The organism is Azospirillum sp. UFLA03-27, from assembly GCF_059803775.1.
Genome location: NZ_JAUQTX010000001.1, coordinates 51857 through 71084, shown reverse-complemented (window position 1 = coordinate 71084; position 19228 = coordinate 51857). Strand labels below are relative to the sequence as shown.

Here is a 19228-nt window from a genome sequence, read left to right as displayed (position 1 = left end):
GTCGGGTGCCATGATCCGGCAATATGAGCTTGTCGAACGCGTCAAGGCGTACGACCCCTCGGCGGACGAGGAGTTGCTCAACCGCGCCTACGTCTTCTCCATGAAGGCGCACGGCTCGCAGACCCGCGCCTCGGGCGATCCCTATTTCCTCCACCCGCTGGAGGTCGCCGGCATCCTGACCCAGCTCAAGCTGGACGCCGGGACCATCGCGACGGCGCTGCTGCACGACACGGTCGAAGACACGGTCGCCACGCTGGAGGACATCGAGAAGCATTTCGGCAAGGAGATCGCCCGTCTGGTCGACGGCGTGACCAAGCTGTCGCGCCTGGAACTGCACAGCGAGCAGGCCAAGCAGGCCGAGAATTTCCGCAAGCTGGTGCTGGCGATGTCGGAGGACATCCGCGTCCTCCTGGTCAAGCTGGCCGACCGGCTGCACAACATGCGCACGCTGTTCCATCTGAAGAATCCGGACAAGCGCAAGCGCATCGCCCGCGAAACGATCGAGATCTACGCTCCCCTGGCCGAGCGGATCGGCATGCATCAGGTCAAGGACGAGCTGGAGGATCTCTCCTTCGCGGAATTGAATCCGGACGCCCGCGACAGCATCCTGGCCCAGCTTTCCCGCCTGCGGACCGAGGGCGAGAACCGCGTCCAGCGGATCATCCAGGAACTCCGTGGCACGCTGGCCGAGGAGGGGCTGCCCAACGCCGGGGTCACCGGGCGCGAGAAGACCGCCTATTCGATCTGGCGCAAGCTGCAGCGCAAGAATGTCAGCTTCGAGCAGCTGTCGGACATCATGGCCTTCCGGATCATGGTGGACACGGTGCCGGAATGCTATCAGGCGCTGGGCGTCATCCACGCCCACTACCCGGTCGTTCCGGGGCGCTTCAAGGATTACATCTCGACGCCCAAGCCCAACGGCTACCGCTCGCTCCACACCGGGGTGATCGGTCCGGAGCGCAACCGGATCGAGGTGCAGATCCGCACCAGCGACATGCACGAGATCTGCGAACTCGGCGTCGCCGCCCACTGGGCCTACAAGCAGGGCGAGCCGCGCACCCAGCAGGGGCGTGAGTACCGCTGGCTGCGCGAGCTTCTGGACATCTTGGAGCACGCCCAGAAGCCCGAGGAGTTCCTGGAACACACCAAGCTGGAGCTGTTCCAGGACCAGGTCTTCTGCTTCACGCCCAAGGGCGACCTAATCGCGCTGCCGCGCGGCGCCACCCCGGTGGACTTCGCCTACGCCGTCCACTCGGAGGTCGGCGACCATTGCGTCGGCGCCAAGATCAACGCGCGGATGCTGCCGCTGCGCACGCAGCTGCAGAACGGCGATCAGGTCGACATCATCACGTCCAAGGCCCAGACCCCGGTTCCGGGCTGGGAACGTTTCGTCGTCACCGGCAAGGCGCGGGCGCGCATCCGCAAGTTCCTGCGCACCCAGCAGCGCACCCAGTATATCGAGCTGGGCCGCGCCATCCTGCAGCGCCAGTTCAAGTCGGAAGGTTACGAGTTCTCGGAAAAGGCGCTGGAAGGCGTCATCAAGATCTTCCAGCAGCCAAGCGCCGACGATCTGATGGCCAGCGTCGGGTCGGGCCTGCATTCGGGCCGCGAGGTCTTCCACGCCGTCTTCCCCGGCCACAAGCCGCATGTGGCGACGCCCAAGGAAGGCGACGACAAGAACGCCATCACGGTGCCGAAGCCCAAGCCGAAGGCGAAGGGCAACAACGCGCCGCTGCCGATCCGCGGCCTGATCCCCGGCATGGCGGTCCATTACGCCCGCTGCTGCCACCCGCTGCCGGGCGACCGCATCGTCGGCATCGTGACCACCGGCAAGGGCGTGACCATCCACACCATCGACTGCGAGACGCTGGAGAGCTTCCACGAGTCGCCGGAACGCTGGATCGACGTCGCCTGGGACATTGGGCCGGACAGCCCGGAGGAGCATGTCGGGCGCATCTCGCTGGTGGTCAACAACGAGCCGGGCTCACTCGGCACGCTGTCCACGGTCATCGGCAAGAACGGCGGCAACATCACGAACCTGAAGATCACCAGCCGCAACACCGACTTCTTCGAGCTGCTGATCGACATCGACGTGAAGGATGCCAAGCATCTGACCAACATCATGGCGGCCCTGCGCGCCACCCCCGCCATCAACGCGGTGGAGCGCGCCCGCGGGCGGTGAGCGAGCCCGCGCGGCTGTGCCCGCCCAGAGCGCCCACCAGGAGCGAGGGAAGCATGTCCAGCCCGACCATCTTCAGCCGCCTGATCGCTGGGGAGCTGCCCTGCGCCGTGGTGTACGAGGATGCGGAGACCTTCGCCTTCATGGACGCCGGGCAGGTCAATCCCGGCCACGTGCTGGTGGCGCTGAAGCGCCCGGCCCCGACCATCCTGGACGTGACGGAGGACGAGGCGGCCGCCCTGTTCCGCACCGTCCACAAGGTCGCCCACGCCGTCCAGGCGGCCTTTTCGCCGGAGGGGATCACGCTTCTCCAGACGAACAGGCCGGCGGGCTGGCAGACGGTGCCGCACATCCATGTGCATGTAGTGCCGCGCTATGAAAACGATGGCGCCGATCTGGTCTGGCCGCGCCACGACCCGCCCATCGAGGAGCTGAAGGCGCTCGCCGCCCGGATCGCCGCGCATCACGTCGTCGAATGACGGCGTGACGCGACGCCACGCCACCGCTATATAGCAGGGAGAACCGGTGCCCGCCGGATGCAGGATGCGGGACCGGCGCGACACCGGAGTTTCGAGCCTATGCCCCGCCCTCTGCGCCTCGGCGTGAACATCGACCATGTGGCGACCGTCCGCAACGCGCGGGGTGGGCGTCACCCCGATCCCGTGCGCGCGGCGAAGCTCGCCGCCGAGGCCGGGGCCGACGGCATCACCGCCCATCTACGCGAAGACCGCCGCCACATCATCGATTCCGACATTGAGCGGCTGATGGCGGAGATCCGGCTGCCGCTGAACCTGGAGATGGCGGCGACGGACGAGATGCTCGCCATCGCGCTGCGCCACAAGCCGCACGCCTGCTGCCTCGTCCCGGAGAAGCGCACCGAGGTCACCACCGAAGGCGGGCTGGACGTCGCTGGGCAGATGGACAACCTGAAGCGCTACGTCGGTGATCTTGGCGCTGCGGGCATCCGCGTCTCGCTGTTCATCGACCCGGAGCCGGCGCAGCTCGACGCCGCGAAGGCGCTGGGCGCGCCCGTGGTGGAACTGCACACCGGCGCCTATTGCGACGCGCCCGCCGGGGCGGAACGCGCGGCGGAGTTGGAGCGCATCGTCCGGGCGGCGGCCCACGCCGAGGCCATCGGCCTGGAATGCCACGCGGGTCATGGGCTGAGTTATGAGACGGTCGGGGCGGTCGCCGCCATCCCGACCATCGTGGAGCTGAACATCGGCCATTTCCTGATCGGCGAAGCGATCTTCGTCGGGCTGGGCAACACGCTCCAGCGCATGCGCGCCGTCATGAAGGACGCCCGTGCGGCAAGCGGAGGCGTCTCATGATCCTCGGCATCGGGAACGACCTGATCGACATCCGCCGGATCGAGCAGTCGCTGGACCGTTTCGGCGACCGTTTCATCGCCCGCATCTTCACCGACGTGGAGCGCGCCAAGTCGGAGCGCCGCGCTGGGGCCGCCGGCAAGCACAGCGCGCGGGCCGCCACCTACGCCAAGCGCTTCGCCGCCAAGGAGGCCTGCTCCAAGGCGCTGGGCACCGGCTTCCGCGACGGCGTGTTCTGGCGCGACATGGGGGTGGTGAACCTGCCCTCCGGCCAGCCGACCATGCGCCTGACCGGCGGTGCACTGGAACGGCTGCAGGCGATCACCCCGCCGGGTATGCAGGCGCGCATCCACGTGACGCTGACCGACGAGTACCCCATGGCGGAGGCCTTCGTCATCATCAGCGCCGAACCGGCCGACACCTCCACCGACACGTCCATCACCACCTCCACGGCACCCCCCGCATGACCATGAACAGAGAGACCGCCTTGACCGGCAAATCCAAAGAGACAGGCGGCTTTGCCGAGACGGTGAAGACGGTCTTCTACGCGGTCATCATTGCCTTCGGCGTGCGGACCTTCGCCTTCGAGCCCTTCAACATCCCGTCCGGGTCGATGATCCCGACGCTGCTGATCGGCGACTACCTGTTCGTGTCCAAGTTCTCCTACGGATACAGCAAGTACACGGTCGGCTTCGGGTTGCCGCTGTTCGAGGGCCGCATCATGGGCCACGCGCCGGAGCGCGGCGACGTCGCCGTGTTCAAGCTGCCGCGCGACAACAAGACCGACTACATCAAGCGCGTCATCGGCCTGCCGGGCGACACCGTCCAGGTGACCGGCGGCGTTCTGCACATCAACGGCCAGCCGGTGAAGCGCGAGCGCATCGAGGACTATGTGTCCCGCGACGCGCTGGGGCGCGAGGTCCGCATTGCCCAGTATGTGGAGACCCTGCCGGGCGGGCGCAGCCACCGCATCATCGAGGAGTCGGACAACGGTCCGCTCGACAACACCCCGGCCTTCAAGGTGCCGGCGAACCATCTGTTCATGATGGGCGACAACCGCGACAACTCGCTGGACAGCCGCGTCCCGTCGCAGGTGGGGTATGTCCCGATGGAGAATCTGGTCGGGCGCGCCGAATTCCTGTTCTTCTCTCTGGAGGACGGAACCCGCTTCTTCGAGGTGTGGCGCTGGCCGGCGGACCTGCGGTTCAGCCGCCTGTTCAACGCCGTGAAGTGAGCCCCGCACAGCACCGGGGCGCGGAGACCGATTATTGTGAGCCCTGAAGAACGGGGGACCCCCATGGCGTCCGACGCGGACGTGAGCGCCGATTCCGCCGACCTTGCGGAACTGGCCGCGGCCATCGGCCACCGCTTTGCCGACCCGCAACGGCTGGCCGACGCGGTCACCCATCCCAGCCTGATGGGGCTGGAGCGCAACGTCCGCGGCGGACGGCCCGAGCAGGGGCCGGGCCTCGCCTACGAGCGCCTGGAGTTCCTGGGTGACCGGGTGCTCGGCCTCGTCATCGCGGAATGGCTGCTGGAACGTTTCCCCAACGAACGCGAGGGCGCGCTCGCCAAGCGGCACGTCTCGCTGGTCCGTCGGGAGGCGCTGAGCCGCGTCGCCGACGCGCTCCGGCTGGGGCGCTACCTGCGCCTGTCACCGTCGGAAGCTCAGGGCGGCGGCCGCAGCAACCGCACCATCCTGGCTGACGCCTGCGAGGCGGTGATCGGGGCGCTCTATCTGGACGGCGGCATGGACAAGGCGCGGGACTTCATCCGCTCCGCCTGGGCCGGGCAGATCGACCGCGCGGAGCCGCCGCCGCTGGACTCCAAGACGGCGTTGCAGGAATGGGCGCAAGGCAATGGGCGGCCCCTTCCCACCTATGAACTGATCGAGCAGAGCGGCCCGGCGCACGAGCCGGTGTTCCGCATCGCGGTCCGGCTGAAGGGCATGGAGCCGGTGACGGCCACAGGCCCGTCCAAGCGGGTCGCCGAACGGAAAGCGGCCAGCGCCTTGCTGCGCCAATTGGGAGTGCAGGTCGATGACTGACGGCCGCGACAAGTTTGAAAACGACGATTTCGACGATAAGGACGAGGGCGTGAGCGAGAGCGTGGACGCTGATCTTGAAGAGGGCGGCCCGGAAGAGGGCGCCGAAGAGGCTGCCTATGTGCCCGAAAACCCCCGCTGCGGCTTTGTCGCCCTGGTCGGCGCGCCGAACGCCGGCAAGTCGACCCTGCTGAACGCCATGGTCGGCTCCAAGGTGTCGATCGTCAGCTCCAAGGTGCAGACCACCCGCACGCGCGTGCTCGGCATCACCATCGCCGGCGACAGCCAGATCATCTTCGTGGACACGCCGGGCATCTTCAAGCCGAAGCGCCGTCTGGACCGCGCCATGGTGGCGGCGGCCTGGCAGGGGGCGGAGGACGCCGATCTGGTCGGCCTGCTGTTCGACGTGTCGCGCCGTGGGATCGACCAGGACACCCAGGGCATCATCACCCGCTTGAAGGAGCAGGGCCGCAAGGCGATCCTGATCCTGAACAAGATCGACCTCGTCCCGCGCGAGAAGCTGCTCGGCCTCGCCGACAGCTTCAACCAGGAAGGCATCTTTACTGATATCTTCATGCTGTCCGCCTCGACGGGCGACGGCGTCGAGCATCTGCGCGGCTTCCTGGCCGCCCGCATGCCGGAAGGCCCCTGGCACTACCCGGAGGACCAGATCTCGGACATGCCGATGCGCCTTCTGGCGGCGGAGATCACCCGCGAGAAGCTGTTCCAGCAGCTTCACCAGGAACTCCCCTACGCGGCGACGGTCGAGACCGAGCAGTGGGAGGAGTTCGAGAACGGGTCGGTCAAGATCTCCCAGGTCGTGTATGTCCAGCGCGACAGCCAGAAGGCCATCGTGCTCGGCAAGCAGGGCACCCGGATCAAGGCGCTGGGGCAGGCCGCCCGCACCGAGCTTGAGGAGATGCTGGAACAGCGCGTCCACCTGATGCTGTTCGTCAAGGTGCGCGAGGACTGGGAGAACGATCCGGAGCGCTACGAGGCCTGGAACCTCGACTTCGGCGCGTCCTAAAGCACCGGTCTGGGTATAGGCGTGGGCGGACGGTCCCCCATATAGAGGGGCGATCGTCCCCTATACGGACCGGCTGACCGTGCGCGTGCCCATCTTCAACGACTTGTACGACGCCGGCTCGCGCCTGTTGGGGCGAGCCGGCGATCTCGTTTCCGGCGGCATTCTGGAGCAGGACGTCCGTCTCGGCGTCACCGGGCTGCGGCGAGCCGGCAAGACCGTCTTCGTCACATCGCTGGTCGACAACCTGCTGAAGGCCGGGCGGCTTCCCTTCCTCGACGTGGTGTCCTCCGGTCGCTTCCAGGCCTCGCGCCTGCGCCCGCAGCCCGACGCCCAGGTTCCTCGTTTCGAGGTTGAGCAGCGGCTGGCCGAGCTTACCGGGCCGGCGCCCCACTGGCCGACCGAGACGCGGGGCATCAGCCAACTCCGCCTGTCCATGCGCTACCGCCCGAACGCGATGCTGAAGCGTACGGTGCAGCCGGTCGCCACGCTGAATCTCGACATCGTGGACTATCCCGGCGAATGGCTGCTCGACCTGCCGCTGCTCCACCAGTCCTTCGCGGAATGGAGCGCGCTCACCCTGGAGTTGGCCGGGCGTGCGCCGCGCGACGAGCTGTCGGTGTCCTGGCGCGGCTGGCTCGCCACCATCGACACGGCGGCCCCGGCGGAGGAGGAGCAGGCGCGGCGCGGCGCGGCGCTGTTCACCGACTACCTGCACGCCTGCCGCCGCTCCGACAATCTGCTAAGCCTGATCCAGCCGGGGCGCTTCGTCGAGCCGGGCGACATGGCGAACGCGCCGCTGCTGACCTTCTGCCCGTTGCCGGGTGACCGCCCTCGCACCCGCGGCAGCCTGTGGGCGCTGATGGAGGATCGCTACGAGGCGTACAAATCCAAGGTTGTCCGCCGCTTCTTCGCCGAGCATTTCGCACGGCTCGACCGCCAGATCGTCCTCATCGACGTGCTGGGCGCGCTGAATTCCGGTCCTGCGGGCATGGCGGACATGAAGCGCGCCCTGGAACTGAGTCTGGAGCCCTTCCGCCACGGGTCCAGCAGTTGGCTGGACTGGCTGTTGGGCCGGAAGATCGACCGCGTGCTGTTTGCCGCGACCAAGGCCGACCATGTCGCCTCGCACCAGCACAACAGCCTGCGCCATCTGCTGGACCGGCTGGTGTCCGACGCCCGCGCCGGCATCCGCTTCGAAGGGGCGCAGGTGGAGACCATGGCCATCGCCGCCCTGAAATCCACCGAGACGGTGGTGACCGAGCATGAGGGACGGCAGTTGCGCTGCGTGCGCGGTGTGCCGCTCGGCCGCGACCGCCCGACCGTGCTGTTCCCCGGCGAGATCCCCGAGGACGCCGACTTCCCGCCGGGGCAGGAGCGGCCCTACAACTTCATGGCCTTCCAGCCGCCCGCTGACCTCTCCCGCGAGGCGCGTGGCCTGCCGCACATCCGGCTGGATCAGGCCATGCAGTTCCTGCTGGGGGATTATCTGGAATGAGCGAGCGCACCAGCGACCGCCACTGGGTCCCGCCGATGGAACTGGACCCCACCCGCGCCGCCGCCGTCCCCGCGGCGGAGGAGGAGGCGATCATCGCCGGCCCCCTGGCCGGTTCGGCGGCGGAGCGCCTTCCCGCGCTGCTGGCGGAGGACCGGCCGCGCAGCCGGCTCGGCCGCTGGTTGGCCGGCTCGGTCGCCGCGCTGGTGCTGATCGCGCTGGGCTTCGACACCTGGGACCTGTTCAACCGCGCCTTCGCCACCAGCGCCGCGCTGGGCGTCCTGGTGGCCGCCGCCGTGACGGTGGCCGGCGGGGCGGCGCTGGCGATGCTGCTGCGCGAACTGCGCGCGCTGCGCCGCCTGCGCAAGATCGAGGAGTTGCGCGGCGAGGCCGGGCGCCTGTCCACCGAGATCGTGACGAAGGCCGGGGAGCCGGGCCACGCCGAGCGCTTTGCCGGGTCGCTGACCCGCCTCTATGACGGTCGTGCCGATCTGGCGTCCTCGCTGGAGCGGGTGCGCGACCATGTGACGGACGCCCACGACGACGCGGAGATCCTGCGCCTGCTCGACCGCGAGGTGATGGGGCCGCTGGACCGCCGCGCCTACCAGACCGTCCTGCGGGCGTCCCGCGACACGGCGGTGGCGACTGCGCTCAGCCCGGCGGCGGTCGTCGATCTCGCGGTGGTGCTGTGGCGCAACCTGAAGCTGGTGCGAGAAATCGCGGCGCTCTACGGCGCGCGGCCCGGCTATGTCGGATCGCTGCGCCTGTTGCGGCGGATGCTTGCCAACCTCGCCGTCGCCGGGGTGGCGGAAAGCGCCCACCACGTCGCCGTCGAGGCGCTGGGCGGCTCCATCGCCGCGGCGATCTCCACCCGCATGGGACAGGGGGTGATCAACGGGCTGTTGACCGCGCGGGTCGGGCTGACCGCGATGCATCTGTGCCGCCCCATCGCCTTCGGGCCGGACAACCGCCCCAGCATGGGCCAGATCCGCAAGGAACTGCTGTCCCTGCCGAAGCAGGTTCTGTAGCCGCTCACACCGTAGGGAAGGGCAGGCCGTGCCGGGGATGGGCGCGGTCGTGGATCAGGGCGCGGTCGCGGATCATCGGCCAGACGATGCGGCGCAGGAAGCGATGGTCCTGCGCCCGGTCGGCCTCTGCGGCGGCGTGGCGCTCGGCCAGCGGCAACAGGTCGGGCAGCAGTCCGGCGACGCCGCCCCAGTGACCGCCTGACATCACCTCCGTGTGCAGAACCCCGTCGCGCAGGACGTGGAAGGGCCGGTCGGAGGCGACCCAGGCATCGACGGCGGCCCTTCCGTCGGTGGATGGCAGCGTGTCCCAATCGCGGCAGAGGAAGCGCGCCACGGTGGGGTCGTCGGCGGCGGTCAGGCGCCAATAGGGTCCGGCGGTCGGCGCGTCTGAGGCCAATGCCACGAGGTCCGCCCCCGCCGCGGCCAGCGCGGCCATCCGGTCGGCGGCAAGGGTACCGTCGTGATGAACCCGGCAGATCCAACCCGGATAGAGCGCCACGGTCTGCCGCAAAATCTCCGCCGGGTCGTGGATATTGGCGGGTTGGCCGCTCCACAGGCTGAAGGCGATGACGTTGTGCCGCCGCGCTTCGGCCCCGCGTGGCCGAGCGGGCAACGGGGGCAGGGCAGGTGCCGTGTCGATGGCCGTCCGGTCCTTCAGTTCCAGCGCTTGGTCGCCCCAGGCGGCGGCCTCGTCCTCCCGACCGAGGAATGCGAGGGCGACGACCAACCGGTCGATGGCGTCGAGATGACGTGGATCCAGGCGCGCGGCCCGTTCCAGCGCACGGGCGGAGTCCTCAAGCCGGTGCACGACACCCAGCGCAATCCCCAGATTGAAGGCGGCGGACGGAAAATCCGGCGTGATGGCCAGGGCGTTGCGGTAGGCGAAGGTGGAGTCCTCCCGCAGTCCCATCGCGAACAGCGCGTTGCCGTAGAGAAAGGCGACGTCGGCGTCCAGCGGCAGCAGTTCCGCGGCTCGGGCCAGCGGGCGGAGGGACTCGGTGCCGCGCCCCTGCTCCACCAGCAGGCGCCCCTCCTCGTGCCGCAGCGCGCCCAAGCGTTCCACCGCGATAGCCAGGGTGGGGACGGAGGCGACGGCGCGCTCCAGGGCGGTGATGGCCCCGGCGGAGCGGCCCAGGCTGCGCAGGGCGTTCGCCATGTCGGTCCAGGCTTCCGCGAAATCGGGCTGGAGGGCGACGGCACGCCGGTAATCCTCCACCGCCGCCTCTGGTTGTCCTGAGGAGCGGCGGATGTTGCCGCTGTTGGCGTGCATGTCCGCCGCTTCGGGTCGCTGGGCGATGGCGCGGGCGATGAGTTGCAGGCCAAGCGCCTGCTCCCCCACCTGACCAGCCAGAACGCCAAGGAAATGCAAGGCGTCCGGCTGATCCGGGTCCACATCCAGGATGCGGTTGTAGAGCTGCTGGGCCTCGGCCAGCCGGCCGGCCAGATGGTGGTCCAGGGCGAGCGTCAGCGCTTCCGCGATCGTAGCCATGCATACAGGCTTAAGCACCCTGGCGCCCCTCCGCAAGCGTCATGGCTGTGAGAAGGGTGGGCGACGGTTCCTATGGTCCTGGAATGCGAAGCTTTCGTACCGGAAACAGCCTATGGGACTTCGTCCTTTGGCATAGCCGGAAAAAAGGTGAACGAACCCTTTACAATGCACGAGTGCGGCTGCAGTATATGATCTGGATTGTCCAATTATCGGTGTAATGTCATGAACGTGGCCATCGCCACCGCAACGGCTGCAAGGCCGTTGGCCTTCATGACGGCCCGCAACAGCGACGCTGTTGAAACCGGGGCCGACACCGGGACTCCGCCCGCAAAGGACCCCGTGACCGGGCAGTCCGAACCCCTCTCCGCCCGCTACACGAAGACCGCCTACCGTTACGATGCCGACGCGTCGCGGCTGGTTCTGCTGTTCCGCAGCCCGGAAGACGGCGCGACCCTCGACCAGATACCGACCGAGGCGGCTCTGCGGCAGTACCGTGAAGCGCAGAAGGACCGGAAAAGCGGCAAGGCGTCGCTTGAGCTTCTGGTTGGCGGCTCGGAAGGGCAGGACCAGCCGAACGGCGCCGGCCAGAGCGGGACCTCCGCCAACGGTTCCCCTGTGCACCGATGGGCCTCGGGTCAGTCCGGGGCCGGCGGGGGGCGTTCCGGCCCGTCACAGGGGACTTCCGCGCACATGTCGCCGGTGGTAGCCTCGACACCGATGGTGGCCCACGCGGCGGCCGCTCCCCCGGCGGGGACCGGTTCCGTCAACGTGGTCATCTGACCGACGCCGCGCGGACCGTACGGCGTCGGGCCGCCTGTTTCCTTTGGCCGCCTGTTTCCTTTGAAGGCATCCTCCGATGGCTCTCGACATTTCCTCCTCCACCCTGGGTGCCGCGGTCGGCTTGCGGCAGGCGCAGGGACAGATGGACTTCGGCGTGAAGACGCTGAACCAGACTGCGCAACAGCAGGATCAGGCGATCGCCACATTGCTTCAGGGCGGTTCGGATGGGTCCTCGTCCGGCGGAAACGTCACGGCCACGCGCGGGCAGAATCTGAACATCGTCGTGTAAGCGGCTGATTTGACGGGCTTGATCGTTCAAGCCAAGCCGCGGCCATAAAAAAAGCCCCTCTCGCTGGAGAGGGGCTTCGTGCGTTCCGGAGGACCGCTTACTTCAGCTCGTCGAAGGTCTCGATGATGTGGCTGACGATGCCGTATTCGCGGGCCTCGTCGGCCAGCATCCAATAGTTCCGGTCGGTGTCCTTGGAAACCTTCTCCACCGGCTGGCCGGTTTCGCGCGCGATGATGCGGTTCAGACGCTCACGCATGCGGATGATTTCCTTCGCCTCGATGGCGATGTCCGTCGCCCGGCCACCGGTGCCGCCCAGCGGCTGGTGGATCAGGAAGCGGGTGTTCGGCAGGCAGTAGCGGTCTTCCTTATTCGCGGCCAGGAAGATGTGGCAGCCGGCGCTGGCGACCCAGCCGGTGCCCAGCATCTTCACGCGCGGCTTCACGAAGCGGATCATGTCGTGAATGGTGTCGCCCGCCTCGACGTGGCCGCCGGGGGAGTTTACCACGACCGTGATGTCGTCGTTGCTCTCGTGGGCCAGAGCCAACAGCTGGGCCGAGACGGCCTGCGCCAGCTTCATGTCGATCTGCCCGAAGATCAGCACCGTGCGCGCCTTGAACAGGTTCGACTGCACGGCAGCGAACGGCGGCGGGGCGCTTTCCTTCGACTTCTCGTCCGGCTCCTGCTCGGGTTCGTCGTCGAAGCGGGTGTATCCGTCTTGCGCCATCGTTTTTGAACTCCCTGAGGTCGGCGTGTCTACCGGGGGGCTTTGGCTTGCGGGGGCCTGGGATGTCGGATGGGGACCGAACCACGCCACTCGTTTCTCCACATAGCCCGTATCGGTTCCTTGTTCAACGGGCCGCGACGCCAAATCCCACCCCGGTGCCGTCATAGTCGCGCTCAGGCTAGCCGCATCGGTGCGGATCGCCGCTTGCCGACCATCGCGAAGGAGAGGCACACTGCCCCTTGCACAATCGGAGGGCGGTGCATGGAAGGGGGCATCGGGGGCGGCGTCTCGGTCATCATTCCGGCCTACCGGGCGCAGGGCACCATCGCCCGCGCGGTGTCCAGCCTGTTGGCGCAGAGCTTTCCCCACTGGGAAGCGGTGGTGGTCAGCGACGACGGCGCCGACTACCGCGCCCTTCTGGCGGCCGCCGGCATCGCCGACTCGCGCCTGACCTTCGCAGGAACCGGCCGCGTCGGATCCGGCGCCCCGGCGGCGCGCAACGCCGGGCTACGGTGTGCGCGCCTGCCACTGATCGCCCCGCTGGACGCCGACGACCGGTTCGAGCCGGACCGGCTGGCGCGGCTGGCCCCGCTGGCGGCGGCGCAGGGGGCGGCGGCGGACAATGTGGCGGTGGTGCGCGACGGCGACGGCTTGCCGCTCTCCACCCTGTTCCCATCCGCTACCGGGACCACCACGCTGGACGCGGCGGTCTTTCTGAGAACCTCCGTCCCAATGTTCTTCGTGGTCCGTCGCGACCTCGTCCCCGGCTGGGAGGAGGGCGTCGATTTCTGCGACGACGTGGTCTTCAACATTCAGGTCCTCGACCGGCTGGGTCGCCTGCCGCTGGTGCTGGAGCCGCTCTATGAGTACCGGCAGCGGGAGGGGTCGATCACCTGCTCCGCCGACAGCGGCACGCGGGCTGACCTCTGCTACCGCCATGTTCTCGACCGATTGGACGGCGACGGGCTGCGGATCGCCGACGCTACGCTGCGCCACCGCTTCGCCGCCGCCCTGGGCGCCAAGCGCGCCCTGAACGCCGCCTACATGGCCGCGCAGGCTGCCGGACGCTGCGCCAATTTTCAGGAGTTCCTGGCTTTGCGGGAAAACTCCCTGCCGGGATAGTCGCCGATCACGCTCAGATGAGTCACCACCATGCCATCCGGCCAGAATTGATGAAGAGCGAGCGCGGACGGCTCCTCCGTCCAGCGGTAGGGCGGCTCCGGTGCCAGATCCAGCGCGATCTGGTAGGCCACGGACGGGGCGACGTAGCCATGCGCCCCGTTCCACGCGACCGCGGTCTGGCGGTGGGTGTGGCCGCACAGGACGGCCCGGACGTTCGGGCGGCTCCTCACCAGCCGCCCCAACTCCTCCGCACCCTCCAGGCAGCGCAGCGTGTCCAGGAAGGCCAGCCCGGTATCGAAGGGCGGGTGGTGCAGCGCCAGCGCCGTCGGCCGCTCCGGCTGCTCGGACAGACGCTGCGCCAGCCAGGACAGCCGGTCGGCGCACAGGCCCCCCACCGCCGAACCGGGGACGACCGAATCGAGCATCAGGATGCGGACCGGAAATTCTTCCACCGCGTGGTGAAGGAAGGGACCGGCCATGGGCATCCAGCCCGTGCCGGCGAAAGTCCGGCGCAGTTCCTCGCGGTCGTCGTGATTGCCTGGCAGCACGCGCAAAGGAATGGAGAGCGGTTCCAGCAGGGCGAACAGCGCCTCGTACTCGCCGGGCTTCGGCCCGTTGACGAGGTCGCCGGTGATGAGGACGAGGTCCGGGCGCGGCACCAGAGCGTTCAAGTGGGCCACCGCGGCGGCGAGGCGGGCGTTCGTGTCGTAGGCGGTGGTCGGGATGGTGCCGGGGGCCGTCACATGCAGGTCGGACATCTGGGCGATCAGCATCGGGCACCCCTTGGAACGCGAGGGTCGGAGGACCAAGGATTGTCACATCGCCGATTTCCCCGACGTGTTCAAGAGTCCAACCGGAGCAAAACTTCCTTTACGCTTCCATGACAGGCTGAGTCATCGGCCGAACGACAGTCCTGCCGCCACTGCATCGGATCGGGGAATGAGCGCGTCCACCTCCGCCTGTCTGCTCGCACGATTGCTGGCGTCCGGGAAGTTCTGGTTGAAGCGCGCCCGCATCGAATCCCCGGACCTCGGCGAGGGAGCCCCGCCACCCGGCGCGGATGGCGCCCTGCTGGCCGATCTTCGCATCGAAGGCGATCGGATTCGTGCGGTTCTACCGGCGGGCGAGGCACCCTGCTGCGCGCCCGGCCTTTGCCTCGATGGCGGACCGGTGCGTCCGCGCGGCGGCTGCACGGCGGTCGGGCCCGGTCAACCCGCTGATTTGACGGTGATTCTTCCCGATGGCGCGCGGTTGGAGATGGAGAAGGGCCGGGTTGTGGAACCCGAGCCGCCGCCCTTGCGCGCCTGAACCCTTGCAACCGTCTCGACTCCGGAACTGAACTGAACGATATAGTTCAGTTTACCGCCCGCCCATCACAGCGGCCCGGTTGACACGAAACGCCCCGCGCGCCCGTCCGGCGGGCCGGCGGGCCTGTGCGGGTTCCGTATTCATGCGCCACACGCTTCGCATCGTCGCCCTTCTGGTTCTGGTCGCTCTCGGCGGCGGCGCCTACTGGTACTTCGTCAAGCAGGGCGGAACCATCAACACGCTGCTCGCCGGCAAGGTTCCGTCCCCCGGCGGCGCGTCGTCCGGCGCTCCTGCGCCGGGCGGGGCACCGCCGATGCCGGTGGAGGCTTCGCCGGTCAAGGTCGGCACCGTGTCGCGCCAAGTCACCGCGGTCGGCTCGCTGCTGTCCAGCGAATCGGTGGTCATCCGGCCCGAGGTGGCGGGCAAGGTCTCCGAGATCGCCTTCCTGGAAGGGCAGGCGGTGAAGAAGGGGGCGGTGCTGATCCGGCTCGACGACTCCATCGCCCGCGCCACGCTGGCTCAGGCGCAGGCGAGCATTGCCTTCTCCCGCGCCGAGCTGGCCCGCGCCGACGAGCTGTACCGCCAGCGCACAGGCCCCGCCCGCAACCGCGAGCAGGCGCTCGCCAAGCTCCAGTCCGACGAGGCGGCGGTTCAGCTCGCCAAGGCGCAACTGGAGAAGCTGACCCTGACGGCGCCCTTCGACGGTGTGCTGGGCCTGCGCAAGGTCTCGGTGGGCGACGTGGTGGCTGCGGGCAAGGACATTGTGAACCTGGAGGCCATCGAGATCCTGAAGCTCGATTTCCGGGTGCCGGAGCTGTATCTGCCGACCGTCCGCACCGGCCAGACCCTGAAGGTCGCCGTGGACTCCTTCGGCGGGCGGACCTTCGACGGCACGGTCTACGCCATCGATCCGCTGGTCGACGTGAACGGCCGCGCCGTGGTGATCCGCGCCCGCGTCCCCAACAGCGACGGCGCGCTGCGCCCCGGCCTGTTCGCTCGGGTGGCCCTGACTCTGGACCAGACTCCCAACGCCGTGCTGGTGCCGGAGCAGGCGGTGAGCGCCTTCGGCAACAAGCAGTTCGTCTTCAAGGTGGTGGAGGGCAAGGCGGTGCAGACCACGGTCACGCTGGGCGAGCGCCGCAACGCCGAGGTGGAGATCACCGCCGGCCTGCAGCCCGGCGACGTGGTGGTGACCGCCGGCCAACTGAAGATCCGCGACGGTGCCCCGGTGATGGTCGTGAACAACAAGCCGGCGGGGAGCTGAGCCGATGGTCCTCTCCGACATCTCCATCCGCCGGCCCGTCCTGGCGACGGTCATGAGCCTCGCGCTCATGCTGATCGGCATCGTGTCGTACCAGCGCCTGTCGGTGCGCGAGTACCCGAAGATCGACGAACCCGTCGTCACGGTCGAGACCACCTACAAGGGCGCGTCGGCCGAGATCATCGAAAGCCAGGTCACCCAGATCCTGGAGGACTCGCTGTCGGGCATCGAGGGCATCGATGTGATGTCTTCGATCAGCCGCGCGGAGAAGAGCCAGATCACCCTGCGCTTCCGGCTGGACCGCAATGTGGACACGGCGGCCAGCGACGTGCGTGACCGCGTGGGCCGCGTGCGCGCCCAGCTTCCCAACGAGATCGACGAGCCGGTCATCGCGAAGGTGGAGGCCGACGCACAGCCGATCATCTATCTGGCCTTCTCCTCCGACCGCCATTCGCCGCTGGACGTGACGGACTTCGCCGACCGCTACGTCAAGGACCGCTTGCAGAACCTGCCCGGCGTCGCCCAGGTGCGGATCTTCGGTGAGCGGCGCTTCGCCATGCGGCTGTGGCTCGACCCGCAGCGCATGGCCGCCTATCGCGTCACCCCGCAGGACGTCGAGAACGCGCTGCGCAAGCAGAACGTCGAGATTCCGGCGGGCCGTGTCGAGAGCAAGGCGCGGGAGTTCACCGTCGTCTCCGAAACCGACCTGCGCACGCCGGAGGAGTTCGACCGCATCATCCTGCGCGACGACGGCGGCTATCTGGTCCGGCTGAAGGATGTCGGCCGGGCCGAGCTGGGGGCGCGGGACGAGCGGGTCAGCGCCCGCTTCAACGGGCGTGGCGCCGTCGCCATCGGCGTGGTGAAGCAGTCCACCGCCAACCCGCTGGACGTGTCCAAGGCGGTGAACGAAGCGCTGCCGAAGATCCGCGCCGCCCTGCCCGACGGCATGGGGGTGGATGTCGGCTATGACAGCTCCGTCTTCATCGCGAAGTCCATCGATGCGGTGTTCAGCACGATCTTCGAGGCCATCGTCCTGGTCGTTCTGGTCATCTTCGTGTTCCTGCGCAGCTTCCGCGCCACGCTGGTGCCGCTGGTCACCATCCCGGTGTCGCTGATCGGCGGCTTCGCACTGATGTACGCCTTCGGCTTCTCGGTCAACACGCTGACTCTGCTGTCCATGGTGCTGGCCATCGGCCTCGTCGTGGACGACGCCATCGTGATGCTGGAGAACATCTACCGCCACATCGAGGAAGGCGTGCCGCCCTTCCAGGCGGCCTTGCAGGGGTCGAGGGAGATCGGCTTCGCGGTCATCGCGATGACCATCACGCTGGCCGCGGTCTACGCGCCAATCGGCTTCATGACCGGCCGCACCGGCCGCCTCTTCTCCGAGTTCGCGCTGACGCTGGCGGGGGCTGTGATTGTCTCGGGCTTCGTCGCCCTGACGCTGTCGCCGATGATGTGCTCCAAGCTGCTGAAGCACCAGACCAAGCACAACGCGCTCTACAATGCCATCGAGCGGCTGCTGAACGGGCTGACCAACGGCTACCGGGCGCTGCTCCGCCTGTCGCTGAAGGCGCGCCCGCTGGTGCTGCTGGTCGGCGCGGTGGTGGCGGGGCTCAGCTACACGCTGTTCACCGGATTGAAGTCGGAACTGGCGCCGGTCGAGGACCGCGGCACCATCGTCGGCATCGCCATCGCACCGGAGGGCTCGACGCTCGACTACACGGAAAGCTACGCCAAGCGGATGGAGGACCTGTTCCGCCAGATCCCCATCGTCGAGAAGTTCTTCGTCGTGGTCGGCTTCCCGGTGGTCAACCAGGGCATCTCCTTCGTCCGCCTGATCGACTGGGACGAGCGCGATGTGAAGCAGCAGGCGATCACCGCCCAGCTCTTCCCCAAGATGTTCGGCATCCCCGGCATCCTGGCCTTCGTCACCAACCCGCCGTCGCTGGGCCAGAGCCCGGTGGACAAGCCGGTCAACTTCGTCATCCAAAGCTCGCTGCCCTACGACGAGCTTCAGAAAATGGTGGACGGGCTGATGGCGGAGGCGCGGAAGTTCCCCGGTCTGACCAACCTCGACACCGACCTGAAGCTGAACAAGCCGGAGCTGCGCATCACCATCGACCGCGACAAGGCCGCCGATCTCGGGGTGGACGTGGAGACGGTGGGCCGCACGCTGGAAACCCTGCTGGGCGGGCGGCAGGTCACGCGCTTCAAGAAGGAGGGCAAGCAGTACGACGTGGTGGTCCAGGTCGGCGACGTCGACCGCCGCAACCCGGACGACATCGCGTCCATTTACGTCCGCGGCACGCCGACCATGGCGGCGGAAGCCGGCGTCGCCACCAACACCGGGGCGATGATCTCGCTCGCCAACCTCGTCCACATCGAGGAGCGGGTGGCGCCCAAGGAGCTGAACCACTTCAACAAGCTGCGCTCCGTCACCATCACCGCCACCCTGGCGCCGGGCACCTCGCTGGGCGAGGCGCTGGGCTATCTCCAGGATGCTGCGAACCGGGTGCTGCCGGCCACCGCCCAGACCGACTATGCGGGGCAGAGCCGCGAGTTCCGGGAATCGGCGACGGGCCTCTACTTCGTCTTCATCCTGGCGCTGGCCTTCATCTATCTGGTGCTGGCGGCGCAGTTCGAGAGCTTCATCGACCCCTTCGTGATCATGCTGACGGTGCCGCTGTCGATGACCGGCGCGCTGGCCGCGCTGCACTTCGCGGGCGGGACGATGAACGTCTACAGCCAGATCGGGTTGGTGACGCTCGTCGGCCTGATCACCAAGCACGGCATCCTGATCGTGGAATTCGCCAACCAGCTCCAGCGCGAGGGGGTGGACATCCGCAAGGCGGTCGAGGAAGCCGCCGTGCTGCGTCTGCGCCCGATCCTGATGACCACGGGCGCCATGGTGCTGGGCGCCGTGCCGCTCGCCAACGCCCATGGGGCCGGCGCGGAGAGCCGGCAGGCCATCGGCGCGGTGATCGTCGGCGGCATGCTGCTGGGCACCTTCCTGACGCTGTTCGTGGTGCCGACCGTCTACAGCTACATCGCGAAGAAGAAGCCCTTCCCGGCAGTGGACGGCTCCTCCAGCCACCCCACGGGCGCGCAGCCGCAGCCGGCGGAGTGATCGTCGGTCGTTGATTTGGGACGGACG

18 protein-coding genes are annotated in these 19228 nt (G+C 68.2%); 15 read left to right on the top strand and 3 right to left on the bottom strand.

What is annotated here, in order from left to right:
* The first annotated feature begins 10 nt into the window (after window positions 1-10).
* From Q4I23_RS00305 to Q4I23_RS00265, 9 genes are all read left to right on the top strand, one after another.
* Entirely contained in the window at window positions 11-2182 is a 2172-nt protein-coding gene (locus Q4I23_RS00305) for a RelA/SpoT family protein (protein WP_454016743.1), read from the top strand.
* 53 nt (window positions 2183-2235) lie between these two features.
* Window positions 2236-2658 (top strand): HIT family protein, encoded by a 423-nt coding sequence (locus Q4I23_RS00300; RefSeq protein ID WP_454016742.1) that lies wholly within the window; start codon window positions 2236-2238, stop codon window positions 2656-2658.
* Between the two features lie 99 nt (window positions 2659-2757).
* Window positions 2758-3510, top strand: coding sequence for a pyridoxine 5'-phosphate synthase (locus tag Q4I23_RS00295; protein WP_498524947.1), 753 nt, complete (start codon window positions 2758-2760; stop codon window positions 3508-3510).
* Window positions 3507-3974, top strand: coding sequence for a holo-ACP synthase (gene acpS, locus Q4I23_RS00290; RefSeq protein ID WP_454016740.1), 468 nt, complete (start codon window positions 3507-3509; stop codon window positions 3972-3974). The genes Q4I23_RS00295 and acpS overlap by 4 nt, the downstream gene beginning before the upstream one ends.
* Window positions 3971-4741 (top strand): signal peptidase I, encoded by a 771-nt coding sequence (gene lepB / locus Q4I23_RS00285; protein ID WP_035679215.1) that lies wholly within the window; start codon window positions 3971-3973, stop codon window positions 4739-4741. Before acpS ends, lepB begins: the two co-directional genes overlap by 4 nt.
* Window positions 4742-4804: 63 nt before the next feature.
* A complete protein-coding gene (gene rnc / locus Q4I23_RS00280) occupies window positions 4805-5554 on the top strand; it encodes a ribonuclease III (protein WP_237906214.1) in 750 nt (249 codons plus the stop codon).
* Window positions 5547-6578, top strand: a complete 1032-nt coding sequence (gene era / locus Q4I23_RS00275) for a GTPase Era (protein WP_454016739.1) — start codon at window positions 5547-5549, stop codon at window positions 6576-6578. Before rnc ends, era begins: the two co-directional genes overlap by 8 nt.
* A 79-nt stretch (window positions 6579-6657) precedes the next feature.
* The gene (locus Q4I23_RS00270; RefSeq protein ID WP_498524946.1) at window positions 6658-8073 is read left to right on the top strand and encodes a YcjX family GTP-binding protein; all 1416 of its coding nucleotides are present in this window, start codon (window positions 6658-6660) and stop codon (window positions 8071-8073) included.
* Window positions 8070-9098: a YcjF family protein gene (locus Q4I23_RS00265; protein ID WP_454016737.1), complete on the top strand. Its 1029-nt coding sequence runs from the start codon at window positions 8070-8072 to the stop codon at window positions 9096-9098. The genes Q4I23_RS00270 and Q4I23_RS00265 overlap by 4 nt, the downstream gene beginning before the upstream one ends.
* A gap of 4 nt (window positions 9099-9102) precedes the next feature.
* On the opposite strand, the gene Q4I23_RS00260 is transcribed toward Q4I23_RS00265, so the two are convergent.
* Window positions 9103-10587 (bottom strand): tetratricopeptide repeat protein, encoded by a 1485-nt coding sequence (locus Q4I23_RS00260; protein ID WP_498524945.1) that lies wholly within the window; start codon window positions 10585-10587, stop codon window positions 9103-9105.
* A gap of 222 nt (window positions 10588-10809) precedes the next feature.
* Here Q4I23_RS00260 and Q4I23_RS00255 point away from each other — a divergent pair, with 222 nt between their 5' ends.
* Window positions 10810-11367, top strand: a complete 558-nt coding sequence (locus Q4I23_RS00255; protein ID WP_454016735.1) for a hypothetical protein — start codon at window positions 10810-10812, stop codon at window positions 11365-11367.
* Between the two features lie 76 nt (window positions 11368-11443).
* Window positions 11444-11656 carry a hypothetical protein gene (locus Q4I23_RS00250; protein WP_040134149.1) on the top strand — a complete coding sequence of 71 codons (213 nt, stop codon included), beginning with the start codon at window positions 11444-11446 and terminating at the stop codon, window positions 11654-11656.
* Between the two features lie 97 nt (window positions 11657-11753).
* Here Q4I23_RS00250 and Q4I23_RS00245 read toward each other — a convergent pair whose 3' ends face one another.
* Entirely contained in the window at window positions 11754-12380 is a 627-nt protein-coding gene (locus Q4I23_RS00245; RefSeq protein ID WP_237906208.1) for an ATP-dependent Clp protease proteolytic subunit, read from the bottom strand.
* Window positions 12381-12641: 261 nt separating this feature from the next.
* Here Q4I23_RS00245 and Q4I23_RS00240 point away from each other — a divergent pair, with 261 nt between their 5' ends.
* Complete coding sequence (locus Q4I23_RS00240) at window positions 12642-13502, top strand: glycosyltransferase family 2 protein (RefSeq protein ID WP_498524944.1); 861 nt, start codon at window positions 12642-12644, stop codon at window positions 13500-13502.
* Here the strand turns inward: Q4I23_RS00240 and Q4I23_RS00235 are convergent.
* Complete coding sequence (locus tag Q4I23_RS00235; RefSeq protein ID WP_498524943.1) at window positions 13460-14275, bottom strand: phosphodiesterase; 816 nt, start codon at window positions 14273-14275, stop codon at window positions 13460-13462. The genes Q4I23_RS00240 and Q4I23_RS00235 overlap by 43 nt on opposite strands.
* Window positions 14276-14441: 166 nt before the next feature.
* On the opposite strand from Q4I23_RS00235, the gene Q4I23_RS00230 reads away from it, so the two are divergent.
* From Q4I23_RS00230 to Q4I23_RS00220, 3 genes are all read left to right on the top strand, one after another.
* On the top strand, window positions 14442-14810 hold the full coding sequence (locus Q4I23_RS00230) for a hypothetical protein (RefSeq protein WP_454016732.1): 369 nt from the start codon (window positions 14442-14444) through the stop codon (window positions 14808-14810).
* Window positions 14811-14952: 142 nt separating this feature from the next.
* Window positions 14953-16074, top strand: coding sequence for an efflux RND transporter periplasmic adaptor subunit (locus Q4I23_RS00225; protein WP_454016731.1), 1122 nt, complete (start codon window positions 14953-14955; stop codon window positions 16072-16074).
* Between the two features lie 4 nt (window positions 16075-16078).
* The gene (locus Q4I23_RS00220; protein WP_498524942.1) at window positions 16079-19201 is read left to right on the top strand and encodes an efflux RND transporter permease subunit; all 3123 of its coding nucleotides are present in this window, start codon (window positions 16079-16081) and stop codon (window positions 19199-19201) included.
* The last annotated feature ends 27 nt before the right edge of the window (window positions 19202-19228 follow it).